Raw genomic sequence first — 25,096 nt, 5'->3', positions numbered from 1 at the left:
ACTCGCCAATGAGCTTTAGCTGACGGTCTAATGACTTGCGCTTTAACGCAAAGTGAACACCCTGGTGTTGCGGTTCTCCGGCTCGACTCTTCTCTCCAACTACGCAGTCGAGCCCCAGCTCTGCGGGCTACGTGGACTAGCCCTGGTTCTCCGGGCTACGCGGATTCTTCAAATCAGAACCCTCCGGCACATCCGCCGGGTCATTGCCACTTTCCAGAATCTTGTTGTCCTCATCGACGAAGATGACATTCGGCTTGTACGTACGCGCCTCAGCGTCATCCATCATTCCGTAGCCGATGATAATAACCAGATCACCCGGCGATATCAGACGAGCGGCGGCACCATTGATAGAAATGATGCCCGAGCCGCGCTCTCCGGTAATGCAGTAAGTAGTAAGCCGGTTGCCATTATTGATATCGACGATGTCGACGGCTTCACCTTCAAGCAGGTCGGCCGCTTCCATCAAATCAGCGTCAATCGTGCACGATCCAACGTAGTGAAGATCAGCCTGAGTCACCGTGGCACGGTGAATCTTGGACTTCAACATAGTGCGAAACATGAAAAAGGTAGGTCCCTTCCTGGATTCGTCCCCTGGATGCTTGCCTACCGCGGCACCCCTTAGCGTGGCAGGTTGTTAGTCGGCACACTATAATACGACAACTTCCCAGCCACGAAAAACTACTTCGAAAAGCCGTCCTACTCGCTGTCCTGCTCAACGCCAAAGCCGGCGTTCTTCAGGTTTTCTTTGCTGGACTCATCTTTCAGGCGGGCATCCCGAGCAGCGCGGACCTTTTCCTGCAGCTCAGCCAACTCAGCAGCCTCTTGCTCAGTCAGCTCGCCGTCCAGCCCCGCAGCCGACAGGGCCGCTGACGCAATTTCGGCGTCCTTCTGCCCGAGCTGACCGAAACCGTTTGCCGAATCCGGGCGCGGCGCACCCAGAATCAAGCCAACATTATCAATGAGACGAGTAGTGCCGACCTTCGCAGCAACCAGTAGGCGAGCTTCAGTCTCCTGGCCGTCGCCGCGCAACACCTCGTCGGAAAGCGGGGCGAGCGCAGCGTCACGCAGCTCCAAATAATCCAACTCGACCTCAGGCTGGCTGGCGAGCACGCCACGCGCGGTTTCCAGCACAGCATCCGCACCACGGTCCGCGACAAAAGCGCCGGCAGTCAGCGCAGCGGACAGGGTTACTGCGAGATTGCGCTGCTCCTCGGAAAGATAGCGGTTGCGGGAGCTCATAGCCAGCCCATCGGCCTCGCGAATCACTGGCACACCGTGCAGCTGCACCGGCATATTCAGGTCAGTGACCATCTGCTGCATCAGGCACAGCTGCTGGTAGTCCTTCTCACCAAAAACGGCATCAGTGCAGTTGGTGATGTTGAAAAGCTTGTTAACCACTGTCAACGCACCGGCGAAGTGCCCCGGGCGAGTAGCACCTTCGAGCTCAGTAGCCAGCGGCCCCGGCTGCACGGTCGTGCGGAAACCGTTGGGGTACATCTCCTTCGCGTTCGGCGCAAAGACCAGCTCAGCACCGACAGCGCGGAGCTTCTCCACGTCTTCATCCAGAGTCCGCGGGTAGGCATCAAAGTCCTCCCCCTCACCGAACTGCAGCGGATTGACGAAAATCGACACCACCACAACAGCGCGCGGCAGTGTCTTCGCGGCCTGTACTAGTTCAAGGTGCCCCTGGTGTAGCGCACCCATCGTAGGTACGAGCACCACCGGCCGCCCGGTCTTCCGCAACGCACGGGTGACCTGCGCGATTCCCGCAATAGTCCTGTGAACAGTTGTCTCTCCGGCGGTATACCCCGTCATGTTTCCTCCGCGTTCAGATCTACCGGACCAAACTTTTCGTCCGACGGCAATACCTTACGCCACATCCCGGATGACCAGAACAACCAGCCCGCTCAGCTCATCGGCGCAGGTACCGCAAAACTTCGTTGGCGCCGCGCAGCTCGGCGATGCGCTCGGCAAGAGCCAGGTAGGCGGTTCCCATTTCCGGCGCCACCGCTTCAATTTCGCGTTCATGCTTGACGACGGTTCCAAGGTCGTCCCGCGTCACCGGGCCGGTCAGCCCCCGGGAACCCCACCTCAAGGCATTGTCCAATGAAGCTTCAAGCAGTGGTCGGAGCAGTTCGGCGGCCTGGCCTCGACGCAGTTCAGCTAGGTCGGTGTCTTCGGCTGCCGCATCTCCGCCGATAGTGGTTGCCAGCATTTCTACTGCATCGACCACAACTGCGCCGAGACCGTTTGAGCCGTGGGCCATAGCCGCGTGATAGAGGCCGCGGTGCCGTTCGTTGATGAACACCGGACGACCACCGAGTTCACCAATGAGCAGTTCACTGACTGTTTTCGCGAGCTCATCCCCAACCGTGATGCCCCATGGGCAACCGGTCAGAAGCTCGGAGTCGTCGTCAAGCCCTGCGAACGTCATTGCGGGATGGGCTGCGATGGTCAGCGCGCCGGTGAGCGCGACCGGATCGAGCACGGCACGCCCGAGGGATCCAGAAGTATGCATGACGATGCGTCCGGGGCCGACGTGGCGGGCAACTTCCTCGGCAACCTCGGCGATGGCGCGATCCGGCACGGCGATGACGATGAGCTCGCAGGTGGAAGCTGTGTCGGCAATGCTACTGACCTGGGCGTTCGGGAGGCGTAGATGTGCTCGTGTGACCGATTCTGGTGAGCGCGCGACCACATGGGTGACACGATGCCCACAGCGCTCTAGCGCTTGGCCGAGCGCAACCCCGACTTTTCCGGCAGAAATAATCCCCACCGTCAACCGCGGAGCGGTTGTCCGATGGGGATGGGAATCATGCTGGCTTTGCGTCATGACTGACTAGGTTAGACCAAACCAGCTATGTGCGGTGAGTAGGCCGCGCATACGCAGCTGGCGGCTAGGCTTCTTCGTCCTCGCGCTGCTCCCTCTTCTTGCGCATCTGCGCCATCAGCTCGGCGACAGTGAGGCTGCCCTTGTTGTCCTCAGCACGGCGCCGACCGTGGCTTGCAGGCTCTTGCGCCGTTTTTTGAGCTGACTCTTCTGCAAGGTCCTCATCGCGAATGGCCTGCAGCTGGCGAGTCGGAGAGTCCGAGGCATCGTCCGATTCCGGTGCAGCGAATGGGTGGCGTGCACCGTGTGCCTCGTGAGCGCCGCCCTGAGATTCATCCTCTGCGGCATCCTCCGCCGGAGTTTCCTGCCAGTTGATGGCGCGGAAAGAGTTAGTGGAGAATTTCTCCTTGGAAACGGTTTCGTCATCCTTGGAATCGGCGACTTCGTGGACGTCAACCGGCTGGCCAGACGGCGAGAATGTACGGCGCATGTCGGTGGCCTCGGCATCTTCAACCGGCGAAGCGGAGGAAGTGGAGCCAGTGCCGCCGTGCTGGGTATGAGCGCCGACAGTGCCGTTAGCGGTCATCTCAGCGCGGTGGGAAGTCGCGCGTGGTGTCGGCCGGTCGTGACCGGTCGGATCCTTCATCGGCGAGACCTGATGTGGCGAGTCGAGCTCACGCAGACGCTCGGCCTGGGCGCGAAGAGCAACTTGCTCGTCGTCGAAATCCTCCCCCATGAACTCAGCAAGCTGGGCACGCAGTGCAAAGACCTCAGCGCGTAGCGCCGCAATGTTGTCATCATTGTTGCCCTCAAGCGAATCCAAGTAGTTCTGCTCGAGAATCAGTTCCTGCTCACGGTGAGTAGCCAGCTCGCGGTCAAGCTCCACCTTGTGCAGCTCCTCGATTGTCTCCAACCGCTTGCGCTCCAGCGCAATGGTCTTGCGGTATCGAGTCACCAGCACAGCCCCGATAACTGCCGACCACAACGCCAGCAGCACGGCAACCTTCATCCACCCGGCAGAGGTGGCAAAGAGCATGACGATACTGGCAATCACCGCGAGCACCAGCAGCACAACCATGAGAATGACGGCGGTTTTCTCCGTCATACCATCGGTAGAACTGAATTTCGTCACATCATTGCTCTGCTCATCTGCATATGCCGCATCAGCCCCGGAGTTAGCCCCAGCGGAGTAGCTTTCGAAGGCTGAAGAAGGCGACGGAGACGGAGACTCGGCCATATCCGACGAAGTAGCTGCCGCGTCGCTCTGAAAATATGCGGCATCACCCGAGCGCTTCGGGTCATTACCGGCGTTGGAGAGGTCAGTCATAACTCCCACCCTACCGAGTTAGTTCCCATTTCCCCGCTAGGAGGCGAAGAATTTTCGCCATCAGTTGGCAATTGGCAAACTTTTTCCAGCCACAGCCCCGCCGCAGCGAGCAAAATGCTGGATACTGTGCCGACAATCATGATCGGCCCGTCGGCCTGTGCGGCCGCAAGCTCCGTCCACTTCGGCACGGCCCACAGCACGCCACCGGCGTACAGTCCTCCGAGAATCGCACCCAACCACGCGGATGCCGTACCGACCACCAACCATCGCGACAACGTTAACGGCTGCACCTGGCTGCGATCCTGCCCGACCTTCCCCTCTTTCAGCACCGACTTAATCCACCGCGCTGCCGCCACACAGACAGCTGTGAGCAACCAGGGAAACCCCAGGTCCCACCAACTTCGCGGTCCGAGCGCACCGAAAAACTGTGCCAGGATCATCCATGACGCCAGCGCGAGAACCAGCGCAGATGCAGCCAACGTAATCGGTGAGGTCGGTTTCATCTCTAGGCCTCTTCTCCATCCGCGCTGTCTGCTAGACGCACTGCGTTTACGTCTTCAGGTGCCAGCTTATCGACGAGTTCCGCGACCCGAACTCCCTCCAATTCGGCATCCGGGTCGGCATCGAGCCACGGCACCAGTACAAAGGCACGCTCGGTTGCCCACGGATGTGGCAGGGTCAGAGTCGAATCGTCAGAGATGATCTCCTCGCCGGTGTCCTTGTCGATGACCTGCACAATGTCCACGTCGAGCGCCCGTGGCCCCCAGTGAATTTCGCGCACTCGACCAGCGTCATTTTCCAGTTTCCAACCAGCTTCCAGCAGCTCCATTGGTGTCCGGGACGTATCGACAATGAGCACGGCATTGAGGAAGTCACCCTGCTCTACCCCACCCCAAGGTGGGGTGGCATAAATTTTTGAGGCTGCGACCAATTCATCGGCGAAGAAGGCCTGCACACCAGTTAGGTTTTCTCGCGCGCGGTCCATGTTCGCGCCGATAGAAAGAACGGCGCGAATCATGCCAACCGCTTCTTCCGCGAACGGCGGGCTGTTACCGCAGCGTCATCAAAGTCGAGCGGAATGGGCGCATGCGGTTTGTGAATGGTTACTTCCACCGCATGTAACAGTGGGGACAATCCGCGTTCGGCGCGGCCATCGTCGTCGGCAAGCACTGCTTCGGCAATCTCGGTCGCGACGGTTTCGATGAGGTTGCGCGGAGTGCCGGTCAAAATTCCGTGCGCTGTGGCTGCGATGTCGGCGTAGTTGACGGTGTCGTCCAGCTCGTCGCTGGCAGCGGCACCGGAGAAATCCAACCACAGGGTGACATCACAGATGAAGTCCTGGCCATCGCGGCGCTCGAAGTCGAGACAGCCGTGGTAGCCGCGGGCTTTCAGACCTTTGAGTTCAATGCGATCAGCCACTGTTTCTACTCGTCTCCTTCCAGAGCCGCCTCGGCTGGCGATTCAGCAGGAGACTCATCGTGCTGTGCAGCGCGGTTAGAGCCACCTTCCGGATAGTCGCCGGCCGCGGTGTAACCGGTCAGTGAGCGGCCAAGGTTCCATGCCTGCGCCACCCGCACTGCGTCGAGGTTGTCGGCCACATTGTGAACTCGAACCGCCCATGCGCCCGCCGCTGCGGACAGCGCGGAAATTGCGGTAGTCGCAGCATCAGCCTGCTTTGGCGCGCGAGCCTCACTGCCGACGGCGGCGGCGAAACGCTTGCGGGAGGCACCGACCAATACGGGGAAACCGAGGTCAATAAGCTCCGGCAGGCCGTGGAGGAGCGCCCAATTGTCATCGGCGTTTTTGGCAAAGCCCAGGCCTGGATCCAGGACAATATTTTCCTCGACGATGCCGGCGCCCATGGCACCGTCGACAAGCTGAAGCAGGTGCTCACGGACATCGGCGACAATGCCGTCCGGGTGAGTTTCGGCGCGTCCAGAAGCGGAGCCGAAGCGATCGGTCTTCCAGTGCATCAGGCAGATGGGCACATCGGCATCGGCGCAGACTGCGTACATGTTGGGGTCTGCGAGACCGCCAGAGACATCGTTGATGAACACCGCGCCCTCGGCGATTGCTGCCTCTGCGACACTTGCGCGCATAGTATCGACGCTGATCAGGTGCCCGTCTGCCGCGAGCTCACGGACCACCGGTACGACTCGGGCAATTTCCTCATCCTCGGAAACGCGGTGTGCGCCGGGGCGAGTGGACTCGCCACCGATGTCGAGAATATGTGCGCCTTCAGCGAGCAGCTCGTGCGCATGGGCAATCGCCGCGTCGAAGGTCTTGTACAGGCCGCCATCGGAAAAGCTGTCCTCGGTGACGTTGACAATGCCCATCACTTTGCAGAGCTGATTCTCGATACCCATCTCCGCCGGCTGTCCTGCCTGCGCTTGCAAGGGGGATTCAGTCACCTTGTTGTCCAGCCTTTCCAATCGACCATTTAACTGTTGCGTTAGCTCTTGCGGATGAGCGCCATTGCCTCTGCGCGCGAACGGGCATCCGTCTTGAAGCCACCGCGGACGGCTGAGGTCACCGTGCGCGCACCCGGTTTGCGGATACCGCGCATGGCCATGCAGAGATGCTCCGCTTCAATGACGACGATCGCCGAGGCCGGATCCAGCCGCTCCACCAAGGCATCCGCAACCTGACTGGTCAGCCGCTCCTGCACCTGCGGGCGCTTCGCATAGCCATCGACTAGACGAGCGAGCTTGGACAAGCCCGTCACGCGACCGTCCTTGCCCGGGATGTAGCCAATGTGGGCAACGCCGAAGAACGGCACCAAGTGATGCTCACAGGTGGAGTAAATCGGGATGTCCTTGACCAAAACGAGTTCCTGGTGATCCTCGTTGAAGGTCTTTGCCAGCACCTCAGACGGATCTTCAAACAGGCCCGCGAAAACCTCACGGTAGGCTCGCGCCACTCGCGCCGGTGTCTCTTTCAGGCCTTCCCTGTCGGGATCCTCACCGACGGCAATCAACAGTTCACGCACCGCAGCCTCGGCCCGCCCCTGATCGAATTCGCGCTCCATGATGTGTACTTATCGCTCCTCGTTGGTGTCCGGCTTGTCCTGCCAGGCGCTGTTGTCTTCGTTTCGCTTGACGACGCCGTCCTTATCCGAATCGTGCATCTGTGCACCCTTGTCATCGGAGTTGTCGGCGTTCTTCGCGTTTTCCGGACGTTCTGTGTATTCCGGCTGCTCGTTATCCGGCAGGCGGAATCCGCGCAGCTCCTGCTGTTGTCCTGCCGACGGCATCACCGTAGTCGGGGTGGCATCGCTGCCAGAGTTGTCCTGGCGGTGACGTCCACCCTGCCTATCCCACGGCATCTTCGGAGGGGCAGGGATATTCGCGGGGCCGTTGCCACCGCTGCTACCAGTACCGGTTGCCTTCGAGCCGAAGTCCGGCGAGCCTGCCGGGTAGTTAGCAGTGCCCGGGTGCTGGCCACGCGCATTGCCCTGACCTTCCTGCGAACCCGGCTGGCTCTGCCCCTCCGGGCGAGGAGCCGGCGCCGGTGCCGGTGCCGGTGCCGGTGCGGGAGCCGAACTGTGCGTGCTGCCGGTATCCTTCGGCGGCCAACCTGGGGCGGTCCAACCAGCCGGCGGTGGGGTGCCGCCGTACACCGGAACATTCGGTCGGTCCTGCTGGGTGCCCGGCAGACCCGGGACACTAGCATTACCGGCACCAGCGGAGCCTGCCGGTCCCTGATCATTGCCGTTGTTGCCCGCGTCCTGGTTCTCCGGTTCGCGGCGACGCACCGGCGCGAAGATGTTGACACGCTTCGGTGGTTCCTCGCCGCGCTCGATTGCCAACTCCACCGGGGTCTTCACCGGTTCGCGGCCATCGGCCGGGTGCTTGGTGTCGCTATCGAAGAAGTTCAGGCGCTCACGCGGAACGACATCGGTGAAGATAACTTCCAGATCCGGACGACGCAGGGTCTCCTTCTCCAGCAGTTTCTCAGCCAGAACATCGAGAGTGTCGCGGTTTTCCTTCAAGATGGCGTAGGCCTCATCATGAGCCTTATTGATCAGCAAACGAACCTGCTGATCAATGGTTGCTGCCACCTCCGGAGAGTAGTCCAGAGAGCCGCTGCCACCGCGGCCGACGAACGGGTCGCCCTGCTCCTCCCCGTACTTCACCGGGCCGAGCTCCGGCGACATGCCGTACTCGGTCACCATGGCGCGAGCAATCTTGGTGGCCTGCTCGATATCGGCAGAAGCACCGGTAGTCGGCAATCCGAACACCAGCTCCTCGGCAGCGCGACCACCCATGGCGAAGACCAGACGGGCAAAGAGCTCTGGCAGGTTATACATGCCCTTGTCGTCCTCGGGGACGGTCAGCGCATGTCCACCAGTGCGACCGCGAGCCAAGATGGTGACCTTGTAAACACGCTCAATGTCCTTCAGCGCCCACGCAGCCAGGGTGTGGCCACCCTCGTGGTAGGCGGTGACCTTCTTCTCCTGCTCGGAAATCACCTTGGAGGTACGGCGCGGACCGCCGATAACTCGGTCGACTGCCTCTTCCAACGCATCCGCAGTAATGATGTTGCCGTTGACGCGAGCAGTCAGCAGCGCAGCTTCATTCAGCACGTTCTGCAGATCAGCACCGCTCATACCGGCGGTGCGCTTCGCCAGCGACATCAGATCCGCATCCGGCCCAAGCGGCTTGTTCCGGGCGTGGACCTTCAGAATTGCCTCGCGGCCCTTCAGGTCTGGTGCGCCCACCGGAATCTGTCGGTCAAAACGGCCCGGACGCAGCAGCGCCGGGTCGAGAATATCCGGACGGTTGGTCGCAGCCATGATGATCACACCCTGACGATCACCAAAACCATCCATCTCCACCAGCAGCTGGTTCAGGGTTTGCTCACGCTCATCATGGCCGCCGCCCATACCGGCACCACGCTGGCGACCGACGGCGTCAATCTCGTCGATGAAGATAATGCACGGGCTGTTTTCCTTGGCCTGATTAAACAGGTCACGGACACGAGAGGCACCGACACCGACGAACATTTCAACGAAGTCCGAACCCGAGATGGTGTAGAAAGGCACTCCTGCCTCACCAGCGACGGCGCGGGCCAGCAAGGTCTTACCGGTACCGGGAGGACCGTAGAGCAGAACACCACGCGGAATCTTCGCGCCGAGCTCTTCGTAGCGAGCTGGGTGCTGCAGGAAATCCCTAATCTCGTCGAGCTCCTGGACGGCCTCATCGGCACCAGCAACATCCTCGAACGTATTGGTCGGGGTCTCCTTGTTCAGCAGCTTGGCGCGGTTGCCACCAAAGCCGAACATGCCGTTCTTGCCGCCTTGCATGCGGCTGAAGAAGTACATGATGACGAAGAAGAAGATCACCATCGGCAGCAGGAAGCCCAAGGTGGACATCAGGAAGGAATCCTGCGTGACCTTGGTATCGAACTTCTCCATACCCTTGGCGGCGGTGACCTTGTCAAAGACTTGGTCGGTCGCACGCGCTGGGTACTTGGTCATCACCTTCGTGACGTCCTCAGTACCTTCGACCTCCACGCCCTTCTTCAGGGTGAGGCGAATTCGCTGTTCACGATCGTCAATCTGAGCTTCCGTGACATTGCCCTTATCCAACTGGGTCAGGGCAACGGACGTATCCACCTCGCGGTATTCCCGGGAATCATCCGCCAGCTGAGTAATAGCAAAGAGGATAATCAGGATGATGCCGGCAACGGTGGCAAACCGGAACACCTTTTTCTTGTCCATACAGTGGGTTCGCTTTTCGCTCTCTACATCTATTAGTTGCTTTTATTAATTGTACGCATCAACGAGTTCTTCTCGAAGACACATCAATGACACAACGTGGGGCCAGGGCTCATGGCACCTGACCCCACAGTAGGCATAACGCATCGCAACCGAAAAAAGTTTCCAACTCCTACTTTTCACAGCTAGAAGACAGCTAGAACTGCGGGAGGGTAAGCGCGCAATGCCCGTCGTCAAGCATCGGCACTGTGCAATAAGCGCCGAAGACAGACCTAGCCCTGGTAAACGCGCGGGTGAAGCGTGCCGACGTACGGCAAATCGCGGTAGCGCTCGGCGTAATCCAGGCCGTAACCGATGACGAACTCGTTCGGAATGTCGAAGCCAACATCCGCAACATCCAGGCTGGTGCGCACAGCCTCTGGCTTACGCAACAGCGTAATGACCTCCAGGGAGCGCGGATTACGGTTGCGCAGGTTCTTCATCAACCAGGACAGGGTCAGGCCGGAGTCAATGATGTCCTCGACAATCACGACATCGCGTCCCTCAATATCGCGATCCAGGTCCTTCAAAATACGCACCACGCCTGACGACGAGGTGGAGTTTCCGTAACTGGAAACCGCCATAAACTCCATCTGGCTGGGAATGCTGAGCTGACGGGCGAAGTCAGTCAGGAAGAACACCGCGCCCTTGAGCACTGCGACCAGAATCAGATCGCTGTCGGCATCCTTGTACTTCTCATTCACACGATGCGCCATCTCGGCAATGCGAGCATGCAGCTCCTCTTCGCCAATGAGAACTGCCTCTACCTCATCGCCGTAGGGGTTTGCGGGGACGTTGAAATCCTTCACATCATGCATCGCATTTCCTTTCCGCACTTCTATGGCGGCGTGTCGATGGAGCGTAACTGCCCCAGTGCAAGTTCAGGGTTAAGGCAACCGATAGTTCTCAGCCGCCGAAAGTTGGATTGCGGCACCTTTTCTTAAGACACCGCGGGACGATTCATTACCAATTGTAGAGTGCCATCTTTTCGCTCAACGACCAACCTGGCATTTCTGTCAGCACCATCGCGCCCGCGGGTCACCGGCACTTCCCCCTGGCCGTGATAGCGGTGCACGAGCGCCATAACCATGTCGATCTGTTTACTGCTGGGCTCGGCACCCGCTTGCCTCAACCAACGAGCGAGGACGCGCACCGCGATGGCGTCGTCAAGCTCAGCGACCCCTCGCACAGACAGGCTCCCGCTTGCCGACGCCACTTCCTCCCCCAGCAGCGCATCCAGAGCCGACTCAGCGTGAGCGTCCAAAAAGTCATTGTCGACTGCTGCAATCCCCGCGGTCTTAGCAAGGTTTTCCGCAACTCCCGGACCCAGCTCCTGCTCCAGCAGCGGCAGAATCGTCTTTCGAACCCGGACGCGGGCGTAATGGTCGTCCTGGTTGTGTGGGTCATGCCAGACTTTTAGGCCCAGCTCTTCACAGCAGCGCTGAGTGTCGGTGCGTCGCACACCGAGCAGCGGACGCAGAATCCGAGTCCCGTCCGACCACGTGAGATTGTCTCGGATAGCGGACAGCGCCTGCGGGCCGCCCCCTCTGGCCAGTCGCAGCAAAACTGTTTCCGCCTGGTCGTCCAACGTGTGGGCGAGCATCAGTGCCGCACCTCGAGATTGGGCGATCTGCCGTAGGACTCGGTGTCGAGCCAAACGCGCCTCGTATTCGGGACCGCGGTCGGAATCGTTATTGATATCGACCGCGATAACCTCGGCCGTAGCCCCCATCCCCCGAGCTATGTGGGCGGCGCGCTCAGCGACTTCTGCAGAGCCCTGCTGAAGCTGATGATCAACGACGACGGCGTGAACGTTGCGGCCGGCCAGTGCCCCCTTGGACCCGAAAGCTTCCGCACAGGCCCCGGCGGTCAGGGCGAGCGAATCCGCACCGCCGGAAAGCCCAATGACGATACCGCCGCCCAACTCCTGCCCCACCTGCGGCACTATCGCGCGGACAGCTTGCCGAATGATGAGGAAATGAGGGCTGCGGTCCGGCCAAAAAGGCCTAGCCAACGTGGAAGGTCTAGCCAACGCGCCCACCACTTGCGATGGTCTCCATCGCCGTGAGCAGAATTCGCTCCTGAGTCGGGCGGGCAATCAGCTGCACCGGCAATCCAGAAGTCGGCTCCACAACGATGCCGGCCGGGAAACCCAGGTAATTCCACGTCGAAACGTAAGGAGTGAAGCGCAGATTGGACAACAGGTTCACAATCCAGGGCATGCGATGCCATGCGCGGATCCGCGGTGGATTCTTGGCCAAAGCTGGGGTAATCAAAATGGTGTCACCCGGCAGCTCACGCTCGATGCGGGCGCCATCGCGTGCCACTTGGCGGCCATTGATTGTGAAACGCAGCAAGCGACCAATGCCGGCGTGGACTCGGTTGCGCCACTCCAGGTGATCAGGGCGCGGCTCGTCGCGCAGCTGATCCGCCACCCCCGCAGTCCAGCGCGCGAGCATCGGCAGTGGGTTCAGCGGGTACGGCATGTTCTTTTCCGTCACCGCAAAGCCCTTGTCCGCGAATACTCTCGCCGCCTGTTGCGCCGCATCGGCGTACTCCGGTGCAGCCTTTAACCCGAATACGGGCGCAGTGGTGTCCACGCTGACGGCGAAGTTTTCAGGCAGGGTCTTCGCCGGATCCTCCGCATCCACCATGCCATTTGTGAGGATCTTGGTAATCAGGCGCAAGTCCTCGTTGTTGACTGTGAGCACCCCTTGGACAGACATTCCGTACCAGTCATTGCCGCCCACGCGCCCCGGCATTGTTCCCGGGGTCGCCTTCAGGGTCGAAAGCCCGCAGCACGCTGCAGGGATACGCAGTGACCCCATGCCGTCGTTGCCCTGCGCAAACGGAACCATCCCAGCGGCGACAGCCGCTGCGGATCCGCCGGAGGACCCACCCGGAGTGTGCCCCGGCAGAATCGGATTGTCGACGGCCAGCCCCGGCAGCGTCGTCGTCCCCCACGTACAGAACTGCGGATTCACCGTAGTTCCCACTGCGATTGCACCGGCGCTAGTCAACTGCTGGACAAACGGGTTCTCTAGAGCGGTGTTTTCCTTCAGCGCGAATGGCACACCTGCGAGCGGCAACTCCGAGAGGTTCTCGCTGTGCTCGAGTTCCCGCGCAGCCTGCAGAGCCCTATCCACCCACACTTCACGGAAGGCATGAATCCCTCCATCCAGTCTGGCGATAGCGTCGAGACTGCGCTGCACGCTGTCCACCGGGCTTAGCTTTCCCTCGCGAACCAGTGCGGCAATCTCGTGAACGGTTGGCAAGTTCCTAATCGCGGAAGTGTGAGAGGCCATTGCGGATTCATCTCCTCAAATTATTTTCAGTGGTAAATGAATCTCAGTTTAGATATCTGCCAGTGCGCTCGCTGCTTTATCCGCCGCAGCTCTTGCTGGCAACAGGCTCGCTTCATTGGAAATAAATGCGAACGTCAGCACCTGCCCCGACTTCGTCACCACATACCCCGCCAGCGCCGAGGCTTTATTCAGCGTGCCTGTCTTCGCACGGACGATGCCCGCCCCGGACTGACCAGCAAAGCGCGTCGCCAGAGTGCCGGACACTGCCGCCACCGGCAGGCTGTCCAACAGTGGGCGCAACCGCAACGCAGTGCTTTCCGACGACTCCTGCGACTCCGCCAGTCCTCCCTGCTCAGCCGATTCCACCGGCCCCGCGGCGGAATTGAGCACCTCGGAGAGATGCTGCGGAGAAATACGGTTATCCGTGCTCAGGCCGCTGGAGTCCGACAGCACCGCACCATCGAGAGGAAAACCGTGCTCCGCGAGAGTGTCACGCACGGCACGTGCGGCCCCCTCAAAGGTCGGCGGCAGACCGCGAGAGATAGCCACCTCACGGGCAATGGACTCTGCGAGCACGTTGTCGCTGTAAATCATCATCTCGTGCACACGGGTAACTAGCGGAGCCGACTGCACGAGCGCAACAATGTCTGGGTCCAGAGGTAGTGACTGACCATCCTTGGCTGCATCCCTCAGGCTGCCTCCGTTTTCCGCACCAAGCGCCTTGGCCAGCGCATCAGCTGCATCCGCAGCGGGCGTGGCGCTGCGCTGCGATTCTTCATTCGTCGGATCGATACGACCGGCATCCATCATCACCGACTCCACCGGTGCGATGTAGCCGTCCTCCAACCCCTCGCGCTCCCAGGTCTCGTGGAAACTCTCGGTGAATAGAGAGTTGTCGAGATAAACCTTGCCGACCCCCTCCGGAATGACCACGGAAATCTTTTTCGCCAACTCAGCGATTGAAGCCGAGTCCTGGAAGAACCCTTCCCCGTCCTTGCTTAAGGTAGGGTCGCCCCCGCCGTGCAAAACGATGTCATTAGTCCCCGTAACCCGGGAGACGCGGGTGGAAACCCGATGATCTTCACCTAAGTCCAACAGTGCGGCAGACGCGGTGAGAATCTTCATGCTGGACGCCGGCAAGGCCACCGCGGTGTCATTGATCCCCCACAGTTTCTGGCCGGTCGAAGCATCGCTGACAATTCCATGCAGCTCACCGAAGGCTGGATCAGCCGCAGCAGCGTCCATGATGGCGCTGACTTTTTGGGCCAGAGTGCCGTCGTCAAGCGAAGACTGCGCAGCCGTCACGGGAACAGAAGCTTGACTGACGGCGGGCGGCGCATCGACCACAATCTGACGATTGTTATTGACGACAACCGCTACGCCGCTGCCCGCTGCGATAACGAGAACACCGGCGATGGCACCGCCGATTTTCAGTCCACGCGACTTCTTGGACTTGCCGGATTTTACGGAACTGGGCGATTTTTGCGTGCCCTTAGCGGCGGTTTTGGAGCTGTCAGAGTCGGTACTACCCACGGTCACAAACACCTTCTTCCTGGAAACAAAACCTCACTTAAGGTGCACAAATAAACGATTTTGAGCGGGTTTCGCATAAGATAGCCGTCAGAGAAGTGTACACCGATTATAAGGAGTCATCGCCGTGAGCGTTGAGGTCACTATTGAGATCCCGAAGGGTCAGCGCAACAAGTACGAAGTCGACCACGAGACCGGCAAGGTCTACCTCGACCGCTACCTGTTCACCCCAATGGCCTACCCGGCCGACTACGGCTTCATCGATGAAACCCTCGGCGAGGATGGCGATCCGTTGGACGCTCTCGTGATTCTGCCGGAGCCGGTTTTCCCGGGCGTTATTGTCAAGGCTCGTCCGCTCGGCGTTTTCAAGATGACCGACGAGGCCGGCGGCGACGACAAGCTGCTGTGCGTCCTGGATGATGTCCGCTTCGACCACTACCAGGACATCGACGATGTTTCCCAGTTCACCAAGGACGAGATTGAGCACTTCTTCGTCCACTACAAGGACCTGGAGCCGGGCAAGGAAGTTTCCGGTTCGGGCTGGGGCGACAAGGCTGAGGCTGAGCGCATCCTGGCTGAGGCTATCGAGCGCCACAAGTAAGAGCCACAAGTAAAAATTGCGCTAGCCAATCTCCCTTTCTGGGGCTCGCACCTTTGACGCAGTTCCCGTGATTCAGCGCTACGGCCGTCGGAGTTTTCCTCCGGCGGCCTTTGTGCTTCCGGCGATAAGGCCAGATTGCGTATAGTGCGCACTATGGAAACCGTAAACGTATCCGAAGTACCCGAAGACGCACAGATCATTGACGTCCGCTCACAGATGGAGTGGGATGACGGCCACGCCACCGGCGCCGTTCACATCCCCATGGAAGAGATTCCGTCCCGCTACGGCGAGCTGGATTTGGATTCCGACATTTACCTGATGTGCCGCTCCGGTGGACGTGCCGCTCAGGTTTCTTCCTGGTTGGAGAAGAACGGTATCGACACCATCGTCATCACCGGCGGCATGATCGACTGGGAGCACTTCGGCCGCCCAATGGAGAAGGCCAACTAAATCAACTACAACTGCCCTGCCTACCTGCAGGGCAGTTTTTCTTTTATCTACCCACCCCAAAGCACCGACCTTCTAACAATCCGCAGGCAAACAGGGACATTATTAGTTGGCCATGTCCCATTATTGATGGTTCCCCAGATTGTCTAGTATGGGAAGTATGTCTGATTCATCCGTACTTTCCTCGGCGGACTCAGCCGACACCAGCGGTGGTGTGGCACCCGACGTAGACGCGAAGGTGCCTGCTGTCGACGCACAGAGCAGCACCAAGGCGAAGAAGGCTCGCAAGGGAGCGAAAGCGAAAAACAAGGCCAGCGCTAAGTCCAAGTGCAAGCCCGGCTCCGCAAGCGAACTCGCCGTCACACCGGCCGCCCTGCGCAAATCCGCGTCCTGGTGCCTGGCACAGCTCGATGCGGCTGTCCGCGCCAGTGTCAACGCGGCTCTGGGCCGCACTCAGATTGAGTCGATTTCCATCCGCGGGTATTGGGTTCTGGAGGCTATCGCCGATGGCGGCGACATGGCTCAAACCGAGCTGAGCGCGCTGCTCGGCATGGACCGCTCTGACATGGTTCGCCTGATTGACTCTCTGGAGTCGGCAAATCTAGTCGAACGCACCCGAGACTCCAAGGATCGACGCCGCCAGCTCATCGCGCTGACAGAAACGGGCAACACCACCCGCGCATCTCTGCGACGCTCACTCCGCAGAGCCGAACGCGCCGCCGTCGCCGAATGCGCACCCGAGGTACGCGCGCTGCTTGCATCGCTTGCCGACGACTCCGCTGCAAGCCCCGAAACCGATGCCGGCGCGAAGAACCCCGAGACCACTACCCCAGAGGTCACGGCCACTGAGACAGACACCAAGGACATGGCGGAGAATAAGACGCAGGCGACGTCGTCAAGCGATGCCCCGCGTCCTAAACGTAAGAAGTCGAAGAAGAAAAAGCGCAAGAAGAAGAATAAGAAGGGGTCTTCTAAGTGACAACCACTGAAGCGAAGTTCCTACGCGCTACGGAACAGCCGCTTGAGCGCACACTCATTGACATTGTCCGGGCGACCGCGCGAAGGTTCCCCGAGGCTGAGGCCATCGATGACGGCGAGGTTGTCGTCACGTATGCGGAGTTGATCAACGAGATTGATTCCACAGCTACGTGGCTCTACGAACAGGGCATCCGTCGCGGCGACCGCATTGGTGTGCGGATGCCGTCGGGAAGCCGCGAGCTCTACCTGGCAATCTTGTCCATCATGGCCGCCGGAGCCGCCTACGTTCCGGTGGATGCGGATGACCCCGACGAGCGTGCAGAAATGGTCTTCGGCGAGGCCGGTATCGCCGGTTACTTCGATGCTGAAGGCCTGCATTTGGCTGGCTCCACGGCACGTAATCGCCCCCGCCCGCTGGACTCCGATGCCGACTCCGACGAGGAAGAGACGGAACCGACACCGCCGAGCGCACGCGAGATCATCTCGCAGGAGCCCACTCCGGACGACGACTGCTGGATTATTTTCACCTCTGGCTCCACCGGCAAGCCCAAGGGCGTGGCGGTCACCCACCGCAGCGCCGCCGCTTTTGTCGATGCGGAGGCCCGCTGGTTCTTGGCGAACCACCCGGAAGGACCGCTCGGCCCGGATGACCGCGTTCTCGCCGGCTTGTCCGTCGCCTTCGACGCCTCCTGTGAGGAAATGTGGCTGGCCTGGCGAAATGGAGCTTGCCTGGTGCCAGCCCCGCGTTCACTGGTGCGCTCCGGCGTGGACCTGGGGCCATGGTTGATTTCCCGCCACATCACCGCTGTTTCCACGGTGCCGACACTGGCCGGCCTGTGGCCTGCCGAGGCGCTCGACAGCGTGCGCCTGCTCATCGTTGGCGGCGAGGCCTGCCCGCAAGAGCTGGTCGAGCGTCTGTCCACCCCAGAGCGCGAAATGTGGAACACCTACGGCCCCACCGAGGCCACCGTCGTGGCCTCCGGCATCGAGCTGAAGCCCGGCAAGCCCGTAACCATCGGTTTTCCTCTGGACGGCTGGGACCTCACCGTCATCGACGAAGAGGGCAACCCCGTCCCACCGGGCACCAAGGGCGAGCTGGTCATCGGCGGCGTGGGACTCGCACGCTATCTGGATCCGGAGAAGGACGCCGAGAAGTACGCACCGCTGCCAGCCCTCGGTTGGGAGCGTGCGTACCGCACCGGCGACCACGTCATCATGGACGAAGACGGACTGTACTTCACCGGCCGCGTCGACGATCAGGTGAAAATCGGCGGTCGGCGAATTGAGCTCGGCGAGGTCGAGGCGCACCTGGCTGCCCTCCCCGGCGCTACTCAGGCGACTGTCGTGGTGCAGAAGACCGGTGCTGGCGATTCCATCCTGGTCGGCTACGTCGGCGCCGGTGGCGACGCCGCAGCCATGGACTACGACAAGTGCATGGATACTCTCCGCGATGCCATGCCAGCCGCGATGGTGCCACGCCTGCACATCATGGATGAGCTGCCGGTTCGTACCTCCGGCAAGGTCGACAAGGCGGCGTTGCCGTGGCCACTGCCTGCGCGTGCGGGTGAGGGCGACGTCGACAAGCTGAGCCCTGTAGAGAAGTGGCTGTCCGATATCTGGGCAGACGTGCTGTCCGTACCTGCGCCCGGCGCGGCCTCGGACTTCTTCGCCCTGGGCGGCACGTCCCTGGCGGCGGCGAGCGTCATTGCGCGCATTCGCCAGCGCGCCCCGCAGGTCGCCGTGCGCGATCTCTACGACCACCCGCGCCTGGGCAATCTCGCCGAGGAGCTGGTCGCGCGCGGTTTCATCAGCGACGACATGCTTGCCGACGACACCAGCGACCCCACCGCGCACCTGGAAAAGGTACCCGAGCCGACGCCTGTCTCCCGCAAGACCCGTTGGGCGCAGGTCGGACTCATGGTGCCGCTGCAGTGGGCACGTGGCATGCGCTGGGTAACGTGGCTTGCGATTATCAACTGGGTTATCGGCGGGCCGCTGGCGCTACCAGGCTGGTTGGTGGCCGTACTGGCCGTGTTGTTCCTGACCCCGCTGGGGGTCATGCCCATCAACGCGGCGACGACACGCCTGCTCACGCGCAACATCACCCCGGGTGATTACCCGCGTGGCGGTTCGGTACATCTGCGGCTATGGGCGGCCGAACGTCTGGCAGAGAGCTCTGGCGCCCACTCAGTGGCGGGCGCTCCGTTCGTGCTGTGGTACGCCCGCATGCTGGGCGCCCGCATTGGTAAGGGTGTGAATCTGCACGCGCTGCCGCCGGTGACGGGTCTGGTCAAACTGGATGATTACTGCTCGATCGAGCCGGAGGTAGACCTGTCCGGATACTGGGTCGATGGCGATGTCGTCCACGTCGGCGAGGTCACTATTGGCAAGCACGCCCGCATCGGTGCCCGTTCAACGCTGCTGCCCGGCGCGCGTATTGGCAATGACGCTCACATCGAGGCGGGCTCCACCGTCACCGGTGAGAAGAAGGTCAAGGCTGGCGCGCGCTGGTCGGGTTCCCCGGCTCGCAAGGTCGGTCGGTCCAAGCACCGCTTCCCGGAGGAAGTTCCGCCGGCTCGCCGCCACTGGGTGGCTATCTACGGTCTCACCGCTGTCTTGCTGACATTGGTGCCGCTGTCCGCTGCGGTCGCGATGGCTGCTGTCATCGGTTGGGGCACGGGGCTTATCGACGGCACCACCGAGCTAGCCACCTCGAATCTCTGGTCAACGCTGGGCAGTGCCGTGCTGTGGACTATTCCCGCCACCTTCGTCGGTGTTGCGGTGTATGCCCTGCTGACGCTGATTCTCGTGCGCCTGTTCAGCATCGGTCTGAAGCCGGGAGTGTTCCCGGTGCGTTCGCGCGTGGGTTGGCAGTCCTGGGCGACAATTCGCCTGATGGACGCTGCCCGTCACGACCTATTTTTCATCTACGCCTCCATGCTGACGCCGCTGTGGCTGCGTGCACTGGGCGCCCAAATTGGTCACGACAGCGAAGTCTCCACCGCGATCGGTATTCCGAAGTTCTTGCACGTCAAGGACGAGTCCTTCTTAGCTGACGACACCATGGTCGGCAGCTACGAGCTCGGCGGCGGTTGGTTGCTGGTGGGCGACTCCCGCATCGGCAAGCGCGCCTTCCTGGGCAACTCCGGCATCACGCTTCCAGAACGCAAGCTGGCGAAGAACTCGCTGGTGGCCGTGCTGTCCTCTACCCCGAAGAAGACCAAGTCCGGCTCCAACTGGTGGGGTTCGCCGCCAGAGCGCATGCGCCGCGTGGGCACCGTCTCCAGCGATGAGTCGGCGCAGACCTACCGTCCGACTACGGGATTGAAGGTCGCCCGCAGCATTGTGGAGACGCTGCGCGTCCTGGCACCGATGGTCTCTCTCATGCTGGCGACAATCACGCTGTTGAGCCTGCAGGGAATTGGCATGTTCACCGCGGAGTTGGTCACTGCAGATGGCGTCAACGCTGCCCTGCTCGGCCTGGTGGTCGCGTGGCTGCTCTCCCCTGCCGTGCTGCTGATTGTTGGTGTGCTGGGGCTGTTGGTCACGGTCGTGGCCAAGTGGGTGTGCGTCGGCAAGCACAAGCCCGGTGATCACCCGCTGTGGAGCAAGTTCGTCTGGCTCAACGAGCTGCAGGATGCATTCGTCGAAATGGTCGCCGCGCCGTGGTACCTGAACCCGGCGATGGCCACCGGCGGTATCGCACGCGCAATGCGTCTGCTCGGCGCGAACGTCGGCCACGGCGTGTGGCTGGAGACCTACTGGCTGCCCGAGACCGACCTGGTCACCATCGCGCGGGGTGCCTCTGTCGGCCGCGGTTGTGTCGTTCAGACGCACCTGTTCACCGACCGTGTGATGACACTCGACACCGTCCACATCGGACACGGCTCCGTGCTGGGACCGCACTCAGTCGCACTGCCGGCATCTGTGCTTGACGACGGCTGCCGCGTCGAGCCCGGTTCCCTCGTGATGCGCGGTGACCATGTTCCTGCGCACACCTCCTGGCGAGGTAACCCAATTGAGCCGGTGGTGGCAAAGAAGAAGTAGCCCGGATTGAGTGGGGGGGGCTTAGGTAGGGGCCTTGTAGGAGCCTGGTAGGCACAACGGGCTGCAAATGTGAAACTGTGCAAGCTTATAGCACTTTCAAGCCATTTTTCGGACAATTTTTGCTATAAACGCAGTCAGTAACTCACATTGGCCCGCTGCCGCCACCATAAACGCAGTCAGTTACTCGCATTGGGGCTAAGTAGGGCTAAGTAGCAAAAGGTGCCCACCCGGCGACACGCCGAGCGGACACACTTTTTGCTACTTAACCCACTATTTATTTTGTGGCTATGCAGTTCGCGACTTACTCTGCTAGCTGCAACCGAGCCTGCTGAGCTGCGGCCACCAATACTTTCAGTGAAGCCGTAACCTCGTCCCAACCTCGGGTCTTCAGACCGCAGTCCGGATTGATCCACAGCAAGCTGGGGTCAACACTTTCGAGCGCATCTTCCACGAGCTGGCTGACTTCTCCGTCCGTCGGCACGCGAGGCGAGTGGATGTCCCAGACACCTGGACCAATCCCCCGAACGTATCCCTCATCCTTCAGCGCTGCGAGCACCTGCATACCGTTGCGAGCTGCTTCGATGGACGTGACATCGGCGTTGAGATCATCGACGGTGTCGATAAGCTCATTGAAGTCCGAGTAGCACATATGCGTGTGAATCTGAATGTCGTCAGCCACACCAGAGGTAGCCAGACGGAAGGAACCTACGGCCCACTTCAGGTAGGCGGGCTGGTCCGCTTCATTCAGGGGCAGCAACTCGCGAATGGCTGGCTCATCGACCTGCACGATTTGCGCTCCAGCGGCCACGAGATCTGCAATCTCATCGCGCAAAACCAGCGCAACGTTATCCGCAGTGTCACCGATGGGCTGGTCATCACGGACAAACGACCATGCCAACATGGTCACCGGCCCGGTGAGCATTCCCTTGACGGGAAGGTCAGTCATGTTTGCCGCTGCCTTGTACCACTGCACCGTCATTGGCTCTGGCCTGGTGATATCACCGTAGAGAATCGGCGGCCGCACGCAGCGGGAACCATAGCTTTGGACCCAGCCATTGGCGGTCGCGAGGTAGCCGTCCAGCTGCTCCGAGAAGTACTGCACCATGTCATTGCGCTCAGGTTCGCCGTGAACCAGCACATCGAGTCCCAATTCTTCCTGCTGCTCAATGGAGCATCGAATTTCAGCGAGCATTGCTGATTCGTAGTCGACTGGGGTGAGCTCTCCCGCGCGCAACTGCGCACGTGCACGACGAATGCTATTGGTCTGCGGGAAGGAACCGATTGTGGTGGTCGGCAGCGGAGGCAGGTTAAGGGCCTCAGCCTGAGCCGCCTGGCGAGCCGCAAACGGGGAACGGTTACGGTCGCTATCCTCGATTGCCGCCAAAGCTTCACGAACTTCAGGCTTAACAATCCGCTTCGACTCTGCCCTCGATGCCAGTGCTGCCCGGGACTCCCTCAACACCTTCAAATCCGCGGCATCGAGTTGGCGGTCATTCAACTTGGCATCAAGCGCCCTCGCCAAAAGGGTCACCTCGGCAATTTTCTCATCGCCGAAGGCCAGCCACTGCAGCACCTCGGCATCTTCTTCGCTCGGGTTTTCCGAGGTCAGGGAGTACGGGACATGTAGCAGCGAACAGCTAGTCGACACCGCGATGGGGCCTCGGGCTGCCAGCTTCTCCAGCGTCGCCAGAGCTGCATCCAAGTCGGTGCGCCACACATTACGCCCATCAACAATGCCCGCAACCAGCAGTTCCTTGCCGGTCCAATGCGGCAACTCAAAGCTACCTGCTACCAGGTCGCAACCAATGGCCTGCACGCCTGTGCCAGAAAGGGTTTCCAGCGCCTGATCACCATCACCAAAGTAGGTCTGCACCCACAACTTGGTATTCGCAGACTCCGCCACGCCGGCCAACTTCTCGTAGGCCTGGCGAGTCCTAGCAAGAGTCACTTCATCGAGGTCAGTGACCAATACTGGCTCATCGAGCTGAATCCACTCAAAGCCCTTATCCCCCAGTTGAGCGATGATTTCCGCGTACGCATCGGTCAACTTTTCCAAAAGGCCAAGTGGGTTCGAATCATCGTCGGTACGCGACAGGCTCAAGTAGGTCACAGGACCAATCAAATGAGGGCGCAGCATGGTGGTGGCGCCATTGTTTAAGCTGCAGGAATCATCCAACCAGTCAGTGAGGTCAGAGGTAAATTCAGTATCGGCTGACAGCTCCGGAACAATGTAGTGGTAATTGGTGTCGAACCACTTGGTCATTGCGGATGCCGGTTGCGTCTTCGTACCGCGAGCGGCGGCGAAGTAGTGGTTGATCCATTCCGGTAGGTTGGAACCGTCCGTTTTCGGGACATTCTGGAAGCGGGCTGGAAGCACTCCGAGCAGCGCCGATGTATCCAGCATAGAGTCGTAGAACGAGCGCCCAATTGTCGGAACCGAGTCGATTCCTGCCTTCAGCGCTGCGCCAATGTAGCTATTGACAGTGTTGCGCGCCGTCGCGGCCAGCAGGCCGCCGGTCGCCGGGTCGCGCCAGTAGTTTTCCAGAGCTCTTTTGAGCTCACGATTACGCCCTATCCGCGGAATGCCCGCGAGGGTTGCGTGAATTGCCATGATCTCGTGATTTCCTCGTCAGTCGTGATCAGCATCGGGTATGAAATTGCACAACCGGCAGGCATTCGGACTTGTCATCACTGAAAAGATTGGTTATCAACGCGTCGGATAAACCAAAGCTCTGGCAGTGATGCTTACCGTTGCGGGACAGTTCCGGACTTGCACCGGGATTCCCCTGCATAACTCGAAGGCCTTATGCGCGCTAGGCTCAAAACACACCTTGCGCGGAAAACGTGCGATATGCAGCACTTTCCTTAATGAACACCTTCGAGGCGGCTGTGGATGTGAAGTATATCGCAATATACAAATATCTCATTCACTTAGCCCCCTCCCCGAGCCTTTGCTTTGATGCTCTCCTGCTGGGACCAAAGTGATTAAGCTCGTAGTCATAAAAGCTATTTATTCTACCTCTTTTCAAGGAGTGACCTCGAGTGACACAGGCTTCCGGACCTTCCCTGAGGGGCGCCAAGATTCCGTTCGATGGCCCGGTCCAGTCAGGCGTTGAACAGCCCGGCCAAGCACATCTCCGCCTCGTCGCATTCGATTTGAAGGACGGCATCGACGCAGCAGATTTGAAGGAACTGTTCTCCTCGCTTACCGACGTTGCCCGCCGCCTCACCCAAGGCCAGGACATCGAGGGGTATCTGGAACCGGAAATGGTTGCAGCCACTGCAAACCTGACTATCACAGCCGGTTTCGGTGAGCGCATCTTCGACGTCCTCGGCAAACCAGGGCGCAAGCCGGCTGGTCTGCACGATATCCCGTCATTCCAGCATGACATGCTCCGCCCTGAGTGGGGTCAGTCTGACTTCGCTCTGCAGTTGTGTGGTGATGACCTCGTCACCGTTTCGGCCGCGTCCCGTCTACTGGAAAAGAAGGCGGCTCCGTGGGCTCGCGTGAAGTGGTTCCAGAAGGGCTTTTCCTACGCCTGGGGTTCGCAGCCTCACGGCGCTACCCCACGCAACCCGCTGGGCCAGCTCGACGGCACCGTCAACCCGTCCACTCCGGAGGAATGGTCCGAACAGGTGTGGATTGACTCCAAGGACAAGGCGATTAACAACTCGTGCGTGATGGTTGTTCGCCGTATTGCGCTCGACTTGAACAATTGGGATGAGCTCAGCACCGACGATCGTTCCATCGTTATCGGTCGTGACTTCCACACCGGTGCTCCTCTTTCCGGCGGCAATGACGAGTTCGATGAAGAGGACATGGACGCCGTCGATGACCAGGGCGAGTACCTCATCCACCGCCAGTCTCACTTGGCGCTTTCCCGTGAGCAGGATGGTCAGCCTGACGACGCCCTGCGTCGCCGCGCCTATGCCTACGAAGACCAGCCCGGTGAGCCGGCCTTCCCGTTCGAAGGACCGAACGTTGGCCTGGTCTGGGTTGCATTCCAGAAGAACCCGGACAACCAATTCAGTGCAATCCAGGCCCGTTTGGATCGCGGCGATTTGCTCAATGAGTGGAACCGTCACATCGGCTCCGCTGTGTATTGGATCGCCCCTGGCACTACCCCTGATTCTTACTGGGGACAGGAGTTGATTGAGGGGTAGAGGCTGCAAGCTGGCGGCGAAAAACTGACTTGGCGGGCTAAGGCCTGACGGACTAAAAGCTGACGGGCTGCAAATGTGAAACTGACCTAGTTTATGACACTTTCGGGCC

At 60.5% G+C, this 25,096-nt stretch carries 19 protein-coding genes, 1 pseudogene and 1 riboswitch; of the genes and pseudogenes, 5 read left to right on the top strand and 15 right to left on the bottom strand.

Annotated elements, in window-relative coordinates; genetic code table 11:
- Positions 1-136 precede the first annotated feature (136 nt).
- From panD to dacB, 14 genes and pseudogenes are all read right to left on the bottom strand, one after another.
- Entirely contained in the window at positions 137-559 is a 423-nt protein-coding gene (panD, locus tag CHU70_RS03030) for an aspartate 1-decarboxylase (RefSeq protein ID WP_016421480.1), read from the bottom strand.
- A gap of 314 nt (positions 560-873) precedes the next feature.
- Positions 874-1,815 (bottom strand): annotated as a pseudogene (gene panC / locus CHU70_RS03025) (pantoate--beta-alanine ligase); the annotation flags it as partial.
- Between the two features lie 97 nt (positions 1,816-1,912).
- Entirely contained in the window at positions 1,913-2,833 is a 921-nt protein-coding gene (locus tag CHU70_RS03020; RefSeq protein WP_070653291.1) for a Rossmann-like and DUF2520 domain-containing protein, read from the bottom strand.
- 64 nt (positions 2,834-2,897) lie between these two features.
- On the bottom strand, positions 2,898-4,157 hold the full coding sequence (locus CHU70_RS03015) for a DUF6779 domain-containing protein (RefSeq protein ID WP_147719468.1): 1,260 nt from the start codon (positions 4,155-4,157) through the stop codon (positions 2,898-2,900).
- Positions 4,154-4,660 carry a DUF3180 domain-containing protein gene (locus tag CHU70_RS03010; RefSeq protein WP_147719467.1) on the bottom strand — a complete coding sequence of 169 codons (507 nt, stop codon included), beginning with the start codon at positions 4,658-4,660 and terminating at the stop codon, positions 4,154-4,156. Before CHU70_RS03010 ends, CHU70_RS03015 begins: the two co-directional genes overlap by 4 nt.
- Before the next feature lie 2 nt (positions 4,661-4,662).
- Positions 4,663-5,175: a 2-amino-4-hydroxy-6-hydroxymethyldihydropteridine diphosphokinase gene (folK, locus tag CHU70_RS03005; protein ID WP_147739752.1), complete on the bottom strand. Its 513-nt coding sequence runs from the start codon at positions 5,173-5,175 to the stop codon at positions 4,663-4,665.
- The gene (gene folB / locus CHU70_RS03000; protein ID WP_016421486.1) at positions 5,172-5,576 is read right to left on the bottom strand and encodes a dihydroneopterin aldolase; all 405 of its coding nucleotides are present in this window, start codon (positions 5,574-5,576) and stop codon (positions 5,172-5,174) included. Before folB ends, folK begins: the two co-directional genes overlap by 4 nt.
- A 5-nt stretch (positions 5,577-5,581) precedes the next feature.
- Positions 5,582-6,523, bottom strand: coding sequence for a dihydropteroate synthase (gene folP, locus CHU70_RS02995; RefSeq protein WP_016421487.1), 942 nt, complete (start codon positions 6,521-6,523; stop codon positions 5,582-5,584).
- Between the two features lie 86 nt (positions 6,524-6,609).
- A complete protein-coding gene (gene folE, locus CHU70_RS02990) occupies positions 6,610-7,185 on the bottom strand; it encodes a GTP cyclohydrolase I FolE (protein ID WP_016421488.1) in 576 nt (191 codons plus the stop codon).
- Positions 7,186-7,194: 9 nt separating this feature from the next.
- Entirely contained in the window at positions 7,195-9,879 is a 2,685-nt protein-coding gene (gene ftsH, locus CHU70_RS02985) for an ATP-dependent zinc metalloprotease FtsH (protein WP_147719465.1), read from the bottom strand.
- Positions 9,880-10,148: 269 nt separating this feature from the next.
- The gene (gene hpt, locus CHU70_RS02980; RefSeq protein ID WP_005510094.1) at positions 10,149-10,733 is read right to left on the bottom strand and encodes a hypoxanthine phosphoribosyltransferase; all 585 of its coding nucleotides are present in this window, start codon (positions 10,731-10,733) and stop codon (positions 10,149-10,151) included.
- 122 nt (positions 10,734-10,855) lie between these two features.
- A complete protein-coding gene (tilS, locus tag CHU70_RS02975) occupies positions 10,856-11,929 on the bottom strand; it encodes a tRNA lysidine(34) synthetase TilS (protein WP_232250791.1) in 1,074 nt (357 codons plus the stop codon).
- A 10-nt stretch (positions 11,930-11,939) separates the two neighbouring features.
- The gene (locus CHU70_RS02970; protein ID WP_147719464.1) at positions 11,940-13,220 is read right to left on the bottom strand and encodes an amidase family protein; all 1,281 of its coding nucleotides are present in this window, start codon (positions 13,218-13,220) and stop codon (positions 11,940-11,942) included.
- 48 nt (positions 13,221-13,268) lie between these two features.
- Positions 13,269-14,753: a D-alanyl-D-alanine carboxypeptidase/D-alanyl-D-alanine-endopeptidase gene (gene dacB / locus CHU70_RS02965; protein ID WP_224433523.1), complete on the bottom strand. Its 1,485-nt coding sequence runs from the start codon at positions 14,751-14,753 to the stop codon at positions 13,269-13,271.
- Positions 14,754-14,877: 124 nt separating this feature from the next.
- Between dacB and CHU70_RS02960 the strand changes: the two genes are divergently transcribed.
- The 4 genes from CHU70_RS02960 (at position 14,878) to CHU70_RS02945 (ending at position 20,823) form a co-directional block, all read left to right on the top strand.
- The gene (locus CHU70_RS02960; RefSeq protein ID WP_005510088.1) at positions 14,878-15,351 is read left to right on the top strand and encodes an inorganic diphosphatase; all 474 of its coding nucleotides are present in this window, start codon (positions 14,878-14,880) and stop codon (positions 15,349-15,351) included.
- Positions 15,352-15,504: 153 nt separating this feature from the next.
- Positions 15,505-15,801 (top strand): rhodanese-like domain-containing protein, encoded by a 297-nt coding sequence (locus CHU70_RS02955; RefSeq protein WP_016421494.1) that lies wholly within the window; start codon positions 15,505-15,507, stop codon positions 15,799-15,801.
- A gap of 157 nt (positions 15,802-15,958) precedes the next feature.
- Positions 15,959-16,777, top strand: a complete 819-nt coding sequence (locus tag CHU70_RS02950; protein ID WP_070437796.1) for a MarR family winged helix-turn-helix transcriptional regulator — start codon at positions 15,959-15,961, stop codon at positions 16,775-16,777.
- Positions 16,774-20,823 carry a Pls/PosA family non-ribosomal peptide synthetase gene (locus CHU70_RS02945; protein WP_147719463.1) on the top strand — a complete coding sequence of 1,350 codons (4,050 nt, stop codon included), beginning with the start codon at positions 16,774-16,776 and terminating at the stop codon, positions 20,821-20,823. The genes CHU70_RS02950 and CHU70_RS02945 overlap by 4 nt, the downstream gene beginning before the upstream one ends.
- Positions 20,824-21,124: 301 nt before the next feature.
- On the opposite strand, the gene metE is transcribed toward CHU70_RS02945, so the two are convergent.
- The gene (gene metE / locus CHU70_RS02940) at positions 21,125-23,434 is read right to left on the bottom strand and encodes a 5-methyltetrahydropteroyltriglutamate--homocysteine S-methyltransferase (RefSeq protein ID WP_147719462.1); all 2,310 of its coding nucleotides are present in this window, start codon (positions 23,432-23,434) and stop codon (positions 21,125-21,127) included.
- 38 nt (positions 23,435-23,472) lie between these two features.
- Positions 23,473-23,656, bottom strand: a riboswitch (cobalamin riboswitch).
- Positions 23,657-23,865: 209 nt separating this feature from the next.
- On the opposite strand from metE, the gene CHU70_RS02935 reads away from it, so the two are divergent.
- Positions 23,866-24,987 (top strand): Dyp-type peroxidase, encoded by a 1,122-nt coding sequence (locus CHU70_RS02935; protein ID WP_049190646.1) that lies wholly within the window; start codon positions 23,866-23,868, stop codon positions 24,985-24,987.
- The last annotated feature ends 109 nt before the right edge of the window (positions 24,988-25,096 follow it).

It is taken from the genome of Corynebacterium sp. LK10, from assembly GCF_008042455.1.
Classification (GTDB): domain Bacteria; phylum Actinomycetota; class Actinomycetes; order Mycobacteriales; family Mycobacteriaceae; genus Corynebacterium; species Corynebacterium jeikeium_D.
The sequence above is the reverse complement of the archived record's forward strand: the minus strand, read 5'-3'. Positions and strand labels throughout refer to the sequence as shown.